Annotated in this window: 10 protein-coding genes; 6 read left to right on the forward strand and 4 right to left on the reverse strand. The window is 59.5% G+C overall.

Features of this window, described 5'->3' with window-relative positions; translation table 11 throughout:
• The coding region (locus EN906_RS18780; protein WP_164777233.1) for a LysR family transcriptional regulator at window positions 1–321 on the reverse strand (321 nt) is incomplete at its 3' end.
• 134 nt (window positions 322–455) lie between these two features.
• Between EN906_RS18780 and EN906_RS18785 the strand changes: the two genes are divergently transcribed.
• Window positions 456–1,172: an SDR family NAD(P)-dependent oxidoreductase gene (locus tag EN906_RS18785; protein ID WP_127268848.1), complete on the forward strand. Its 717-nt coding sequence runs from the start codon at window positions 456–458 to the stop codon at window positions 1,170–1,172.
• Window positions 1,173–1,301: 129 nt separating this feature from the next.
• Here the strand turns inward: EN906_RS18785 and EN906_RS18790 are convergent, their stop codons facing one another.
• Window positions 1,302–2,057 (reverse strand): GNAT family N-acetyltransferase, encoded by a 756-nt coding sequence (locus EN906_RS18790; RefSeq protein WP_245484296.1) that lies wholly within the window; start codon window positions 2,055–2,057, stop codon window positions 1,302–1,304.
• A 201-nt stretch (window positions 2,058–2,258) separates the two neighbouring features.
• On the opposite strand from EN906_RS18790, the gene EN906_RS18795 reads away from it, so the two are divergent.
• On the forward strand, window positions 2,259–2,945 hold the full coding sequence (locus EN906_RS18795) for an RNA methyltransferase (protein ID WP_127268846.1): 687 nt from the start codon (window positions 2,259–2,261) through the stop codon (window positions 2,943–2,945).
• A 114-nt stretch (window positions 2,946–3,059) separates the two neighbouring features.
• Here EN906_RS18795 and EN906_RS18800 read toward each other — a convergent pair whose 3' ends face one another.
• Window positions 3,060–3,548 (reverse strand): RidA family protein, encoded by a 489-nt coding sequence (locus EN906_RS18800; RefSeq protein WP_127268845.1) that lies wholly within the window; start codon window positions 3,546–3,548, stop codon window positions 3,060–3,062.
• Window positions 3,549–3,736: 188 nt separating this feature from the next.
• Here EN906_RS18800 and EN906_RS18805 point away from each other — a divergent pair, with 188 nt between their 5' ends.
• The 4 genes from EN906_RS18805 to EN906_RS37775 all read left to right on the forward strand — a co-directional run bounded on the left by EN906_RS18805 (window position 3,737) and on the right by EN906_RS37775 (window position 5,890).
• Entirely contained in the window at window positions 3,737–4,423 is a 687-nt protein-coding gene (locus EN906_RS18805) for a TetR/AcrR family transcriptional regulator C-terminal domain-containing protein (protein ID WP_127268844.1), read from the forward strand.
• Window positions 4,424–4,556: 133 nt separating this feature from the next.
• Window positions 4,557–4,757, forward strand: coding sequence for a hypothetical protein (locus tag EN906_RS18810; RefSeq protein WP_127268843.1), 201 nt, complete (start codon window positions 4,557–4,559; stop codon window positions 4,755–4,757).
• Complete coding sequence (locus EN906_RS18815; RefSeq protein ID WP_127268842.1) at window positions 4,729–5,700, forward strand: SDR family oxidoreductase; 972 nt, start codon at window positions 4,729–4,731, stop codon at window positions 5,698–5,700. The genes EN906_RS18810 and EN906_RS18815 overlap by 29 nt, the downstream gene beginning before the upstream one ends.
• 40 nt (window positions 5,701–5,740) lie before the next feature.
• Complete coding sequence (locus tag EN906_RS37775; protein WP_127268841.1) at window positions 5,741–5,890, forward strand: hypothetical protein; 150 nt, start codon at window positions 5,741–5,743, stop codon at window positions 5,888–5,890.
• Between the two features lie 60 nt (window positions 5,891–5,950).
• On the opposite strand, the gene EN906_RS18825 is transcribed toward EN906_RS37775, so the two are convergent.
• Window positions 5,951–6,359: DUF892 family protein (locus tag EN906_RS18825; RefSeq protein WP_164777234.1), on the reverse strand; the 409-nt coding region annotated here is incomplete at its 5' end.

Raw genomic sequence — 6,359 nt, forward strand, 5'->3', positions numbered from 1 at the left:
TGCCTCGCTCACTCGGACGGTAAATGTCAGTTCGAGCGACGCGACGTCCATATGCGTGATCTGCGGCCGGAGCACTGCTTGCACGTCCCGCGCAAGCTCATGGACGCGCTCGCGCAGTTCGGCAGCGCGCGGTGTCGGCACCAGGCCTCGCCCGGCGCGAACGAGCAGCGGGTCGCCTGTTGCTGCCCGAAGTCGCGTGAGCGTCCGGCTCATGGCCGATGCGCTCAAGCCGAGGCGACGGGCTGCCCCTGTCACGCTGCCCTCGGCGAGCAGCACATCCAGTGCGACGAGAAGGTTCAGGTCCACATCAACATTGGTCATGACCTGAGCCTATCCCAGCCGCGTCGCCAGACATAGCGTTTGATGCAACCATACTTTGACTTTGATGCGTCTGGCGCCCTGCGCACGGCCGCTTATATCGGCTGTCGGACCAACATCGAAAGCTACCAACTCTCATGCCCAAACACATTCCGAGCGACCCAGCTCGCACAATCCTCCTCATTGGCGCATCGCGGGGCCTCGGCCATGCCATGGCGGCCGAGTTCCTAAAAAAGGGATGGAATGTCGTCGGCACAGTTCGCGGCGGCGGAACCCGGACCTTGCTGCACGATCTGGCAGACGAGCATGCTGGCCGGGTCGAGATAGAGACCCTGGACATCTGCGAGCCCGACCAGGTTGCGGGCCTGCGCCAACGCCTGACCGGCAAGATGTTCGACATGCTGTTCGTTAACGCCGGAACGACGAACAACGAGACGGATACGGTCGGGCAGGTGACGACCGACGAATTCATCCGGGTCATGCTCACGAACGCGCTGAGCCCGCTGCGCGTGATCGAGAGCCTCGATGACTTTGTCGAGGCGTCCGGGTTGATTGGCGTGATGTCGTCTGGACAGGGCAGCGTCTGCAACAACACGACCGGCATGCGCGAGGTCTACCGCGGCAGCAAGGCCGCCTTGAACCAGTATATGCGCTGCTACGCAGCCCGGCACGCGGGCGAGGCCCGTTCGATGGTCCTGATGGCGCCGGGCTGGGTTCGCACGGAGTTGGGCGGCCCGGGCGCACGGCTCACCATCCAAGAGAGCATTCCCAGCCTTGTGAACGTGCTCCTCGCAAAACGGGGAAACCCCGGCCTGGAATATCTTGACTATCTCGGCCGCACCGTTCCCTGGTGAAATCGCGGGCTGTGATGAAGTTCATCGGCATCGAAGATGTTAAGCTAGGCCAGCTGTTGTAAAAGGAGAGGGCTCTGACCACCGATCAAGCTGAAATCCACTATAAATCAGCATGATGCGAATAAACCCTCATACGGTCTTCCGGCTCCTTGACGCAAATATCAGCAGCGTTCCGATCCGCTCGTAGCCCATCCGGGGATAAAGCAGCGCCCCGGCGTGGGTTGCAGCCAGCGCCGAGTACCTCGACCCACGCGCCCGATCGTCGTGCAACATTCTCGACATCAAAGCCTGGCCAATGCCGCGACGCCGGTGCGACGGCTCGACATACATGCTCGAACACCATGTGGCTCCCAGGGCATCAAGGCTGCGTACGCGCCCAACGATATCGGCGCCATCGACTGCCACATACTGACGGAATGGCGCGCTGTCGCCGAGCAAATCGTCTGGGATCGGCTGCCTGCGGATGATCTTTCCCAACTGCGCCGCCCGTTCGGCTGTCTGCACGCGTTCGATCGAAGCAACCGCCGGCGGGCTGGGAATGCGGCGCAATCGGTGGACGAAAAAGCCTTCGGTCCGAAGCAGCCGGTAGCCGAGAGCTTTGTAGGCAGTTCGTGTCGGCCCGTCCGGATCCTCGTGCGCGATCATAACGGAAATGGCAAAGCCCGGCCGTGCATGCTGCCGCACGATGGCATCGGCCTGTTGAGCGGCGACGTCATGGACGACCCATTCTTCGCCGCGGTAGTCGCGAGGATTCTTGCGCTCGGCGTCGCGCATCAGCCACAACGGCCCAACACGGCGGGCCACGTAAGGAAAGGTGCGGCTTCTGTCGGCACTGAAGCCATGCACGAACACTTCGATCGCCGCTTCGATCCCGCTGTTTGCCATCTTCATTTCGACAGCCTAGGGTTGGCTATCCGCTCAAGGCAATACGCCACGAGCGCTCAAGCCTATGAGAATCAGCGGCAATTTACAGTTCCTGGCCCATGCGTCAGTTCCATAATCTATCTTATGCGACTTCCTGATGTGGCGGCGATAGAGTCGCCACGGGCCTTGGATTCAGATGCGCCTCTGGTAAGAACCTCTCTCATGGAAACCCTTGAGGCTCAGAAACCCAGAGTATCGGTTCGCAAGCGTGCGGCTGCGGTCAAATCGTTTCGCTGCAAGAACTTGGTAGCCGTTGTCGAAGATCCGAATGATATCAGGAACATCGGAACGGTAATTCGAAACGCAAATGCCCTCGGCGTTGAAAGAGTCTATATCGTCGATCCACGCAAAGCACTTCCTGATGACTGGCAGCAAATGCGCCAACGGAAATCGCTTTCGGAAACGTCTGTATCAGCCGTCAAATGGACGTTTGTGAAACGATTCGACAGCACTGACGCCTGCCTCAGCCATCTGGAAAAACATGGCTTTGTGTCCGTCGTCACGTCGCCGCATATAATGGGAAAGACCAGCGTTTTCCTGCACGAGGGCGATTATACCCAGCACACCAAACTCGCTGTCTGGTTCGGCAATGAGAAACGGGGCATCAGCACCCTTGCGGTCGAGCGCAGCGAGATGTGCGTAGCAATTCCAATGTTCGGGATGATCGAGAGCCTAAACCTCGGAACCAGTTCGGGTATCGTACTCTACGAAATCGCGAAACAGCGACGCGAGTATCAGAGCAAATACCGCCGCGGTAGCCGGAAGGGAAAACGCGCTGAGCCACTACCTACTGTAATGCGTCGGGAAATTGGCGGCTTTGCTTCGAGCGAAACCGAAGGACAGACCTGAGCTGACGCGAAGCTCAACCGACCGTTGGCCGGCTCTACTTCCGTATAATGGCTCCGGATGTGCGGCTGTCGGCGGCGCGCTCGACCCGTTTCAGTTTGTGGGGCGATCTCGCCCCTACTCCAGAATGACCACGGCTTCCACCTCGAAAAGCATGGGGTCGATTGCAAGCTTGGGAACGGGAACCAGTGTCTGCGCCGGCAGCGCCTCGCCGAACATGTCCTTGACGTTCCTGGTCAACACATCGAGCTTGGACATGTCGTGGTCGACCACGAAGACCGTGAGCTTCGCCACCTGATCCGGCCTGGCGCCGATGCCCTCGAGCGCCGCATGCAAATTTGCGTAGGCCTGCTTAACCTGGACGGCGAAATCGGGTGACAAGGCTCCTGTGCTGTCTTGGCCGCCCTGCCCGGAGATGTAGGCAATCCGAGCTCCGCGCGGTGCGATCACGTCGGTGCTGTAGCCATTCGGCGACGGGTCGTAGAGCGTCTGTGGATTGACGATGGTCAGCTTGAGGTCGTTCCCAGTCGCTGTAGCCGCAGCGGAAACTGCCATGGTCATGATAATTAGCCCTCCGGTAAGCAGATGCTTGATTGCGCGTGACATGATTTCTCCTGGCTCTGCTGACTGCGAATAACGCACTCGCGGCCGGCATGAACTTTAACCAGATCGCCCATACGATGAATCGTGCGATGTACGAGTCATCGTATGGTACGTCGTACTAGTCAAGCGATCAGCGTCGACATTCCTGACGGTGCCTGCCAAAATCGACGTTCGGCCAGCAAGGAAGACAGATGGCAGCCAAACCCCGCAGTGCCAGCAAACGATCGCAACGGACAAAGCTTCCACCTATGCAGGAAGCGAGCAGCGAGCCGCCGCTGTCTCGAGAGCGTATCGTGGCGATCGCGGTGGAACTGCTGGACGCCCAGGGCATAGACGGAGTGACAATGCGTCGGCTGGCCGATCGCCTCGGCTCGGGTGTGATGAGCCTATACTGGCACGTCGACAACAAGGAGGATGTCTTTGATCTAGCACTCGATTCGGTGCTCGAATATCGCGCATCGCCCGAAACAGGTGAGTCTCCGGACTGGCGCGGAGACGTCGTTCATATGCTCGAAAGCTGGCGCGCCAGAATGTTGCGCCATCCTTGGTCGGCATCGCTGTTGCCGCGACGGGCGCTTGGCCCGAACATCCTCAGTCGCCTGGAAATGCTGAGCAAGACCTTGTCGAGAGCCGGTGTTGCGGACGCGGATCTCAACGCCGCGATTTGGTCGCTCTGGAACTATGTGATGGGCGCCACCCTCACCCGGGCAAGCTTCGACCTCTCGGAAGAAGACAGAGCAGCCGCACAGCCGCGTCTTACACATCTCAGCGAACACTACCCGACAATCGAACGCTCTCGTCTGCTGTTGGACAACGATTGGGACGGCACTTTCCGAAAAGGCCTGGACTTCCTGCTCGATGGCCTCTCGCCAAGATAGATTCCGACGGCTACGCTTGGAGCAGACCGGATGGCGCTGCTTTGCGCACGCCAGTTTGACGCAATAGCTTCCCCAATCCACATCATCACATTTGGCTCGCTGCCAAGGCGGCACAGGCAACGGGCAAGCCCGGATGCTCGATCCCATCGGCGGCGGTGGCTGGCGCGGCTGCATTGCAGCTGAATTGGTGCAACTGGCGATGTCGTTGTTACGCATTGCCAAACGCTGGCCGGAATCTCTCGATCTTTTGCGCAAACCTTTTTGCCTGACATGCGTTGTTTCCTCTCCAAGCCAAGGAGACGATCATGCAGATGAAGTCGGAAATAGCCGGTGAAGCGGCCAAGCAGCGCCATATCCAACGTGGCGTCGATGCCAAGGACAAATCGAAAGGCGATGGGAAGCAGCAAGGCGCCATGCAGGCTGGCGCCCGTGAATATCCCGAGCCCCCCTTCCCCGAGCAACATCAGCCCAAACCGGGGCACGAATGGGCACTAGAGCCGGAGCCTTTGTATGATGCGCCGTACTATCTCGGATCGAAAAAACTCGACCAAAAGGTAGCACTCATCACGGGCGGCGATTCCGGCATCGGCCGCTCGGTGGCGGTGTTGTTCGCCCGCGAGGGCGCCGACGTCGCGATCGTCTATCTGGCCGAGGACAAGGATGCTGAAGAGACCAAATCAGCGGTGGAAAAGGAGGGACGACGCTGCATCCTGGTCAAGGCCGATGTCAGCGAACGCAGCCACTGCCACAAGGCGGTCATGGAGACCGTTGAAAAATTCGGCCGCATCGACGTGCTGGTCAACAACGCCGCGTTCCAAATTCATTCCAGCGATTTCGGCGAGCTGACCGAAGAACATTTCGACACGACGCTGAAGACCAATCTTTACGGCTATTTTCATATGGCGCAGGAATCGGTGCCGCACATGAAACCCGGTTCGGCGATCATCAACACCGGTTCGGTAACCGGTATCGACGGTTCAAAACAACTGGTCGACTATTCGATGACCAAGGGCGGCATCCATGCCTTCACGCGGGCCTTGTCGGGAAATCTCATCGGCAAGGGCATAAGGGTGAATGCGGTCGCACCGGGGCCGGTGTGGACGCCGCTCAATCCGTCGGACAAGGAAGCCGACGACGTCTCGAAATTCGGCGCGGACACGCCAATGAAACGACCCGCGCAACCGGAAGAACTCGCGCCGGCCTATGTGTTCCTCGCTTCGCCGCACTGCTCGAGCTACATCACCGGCGAGATCTTGCCGGTCGTCGGAGGGTACTGAGGATGGCCGAAACGAAATCCGTAACCAAGGAGTAGGATGGATGGGCCGTCTACTTTTCATGGTGGCGCTCGCTTGCGTAGCGTACCGCATCTACACGGAAACAGCAGGATCTGCTCGGCATGTGCCGCAGGATGACGATGAGGCGCTGCGCCAGCAATCAGCGGCCTTGGGCGTCGACCCGTCTCGCTGACGGAGTGGAAACCTGCCGGCAATCCGGCCGGCCGAGTTACCAGCCGGCCGGATCGCAGCCTTATTCGGCTGCCTGCAGGTTGATCTTGCTTTCCGCCATTTCGGTGAGCTTGCGATCGGTCGCCTGTTCTTCCCTGAGGTTCTTGGTCAGCACATTGGCGCAGTCCGTGCGGCCAAGTTGCTTGGCCCAGGCGATGAGCGTGCCGTAGCGGGTCATCTCATAGTGTTCGACGGCCTGCGCCGAAGCAATCAGCGCCGCATCGAGAACCTCCTTGTCATCGACGTCACCGCTCACATCGTCGGCCTCCTCGAGAATGCCGTCGATTGCCGGACAGTTGACCTCCTTGGCCTTGACGCCATGCAACTCAAACACCTCTTCGACGCGCTCGATATGGCCTCTCGTCTGATCGAGGTGTTTTTCAAATCCGGCTTTCAATTGCGGGTCGGTTGCCTTGTCGATCATCTTCGGC

It is taken from the genome of Mesorhizobium sp. M7A.F.Ca.CA.004.06.1.1 (assembly GCF_003999135.1).
GTDB lineage: Bacteria > Pseudomonadota > Alphaproteobacteria > Rhizobiales > Rhizobiaceae > Mesorhizobium.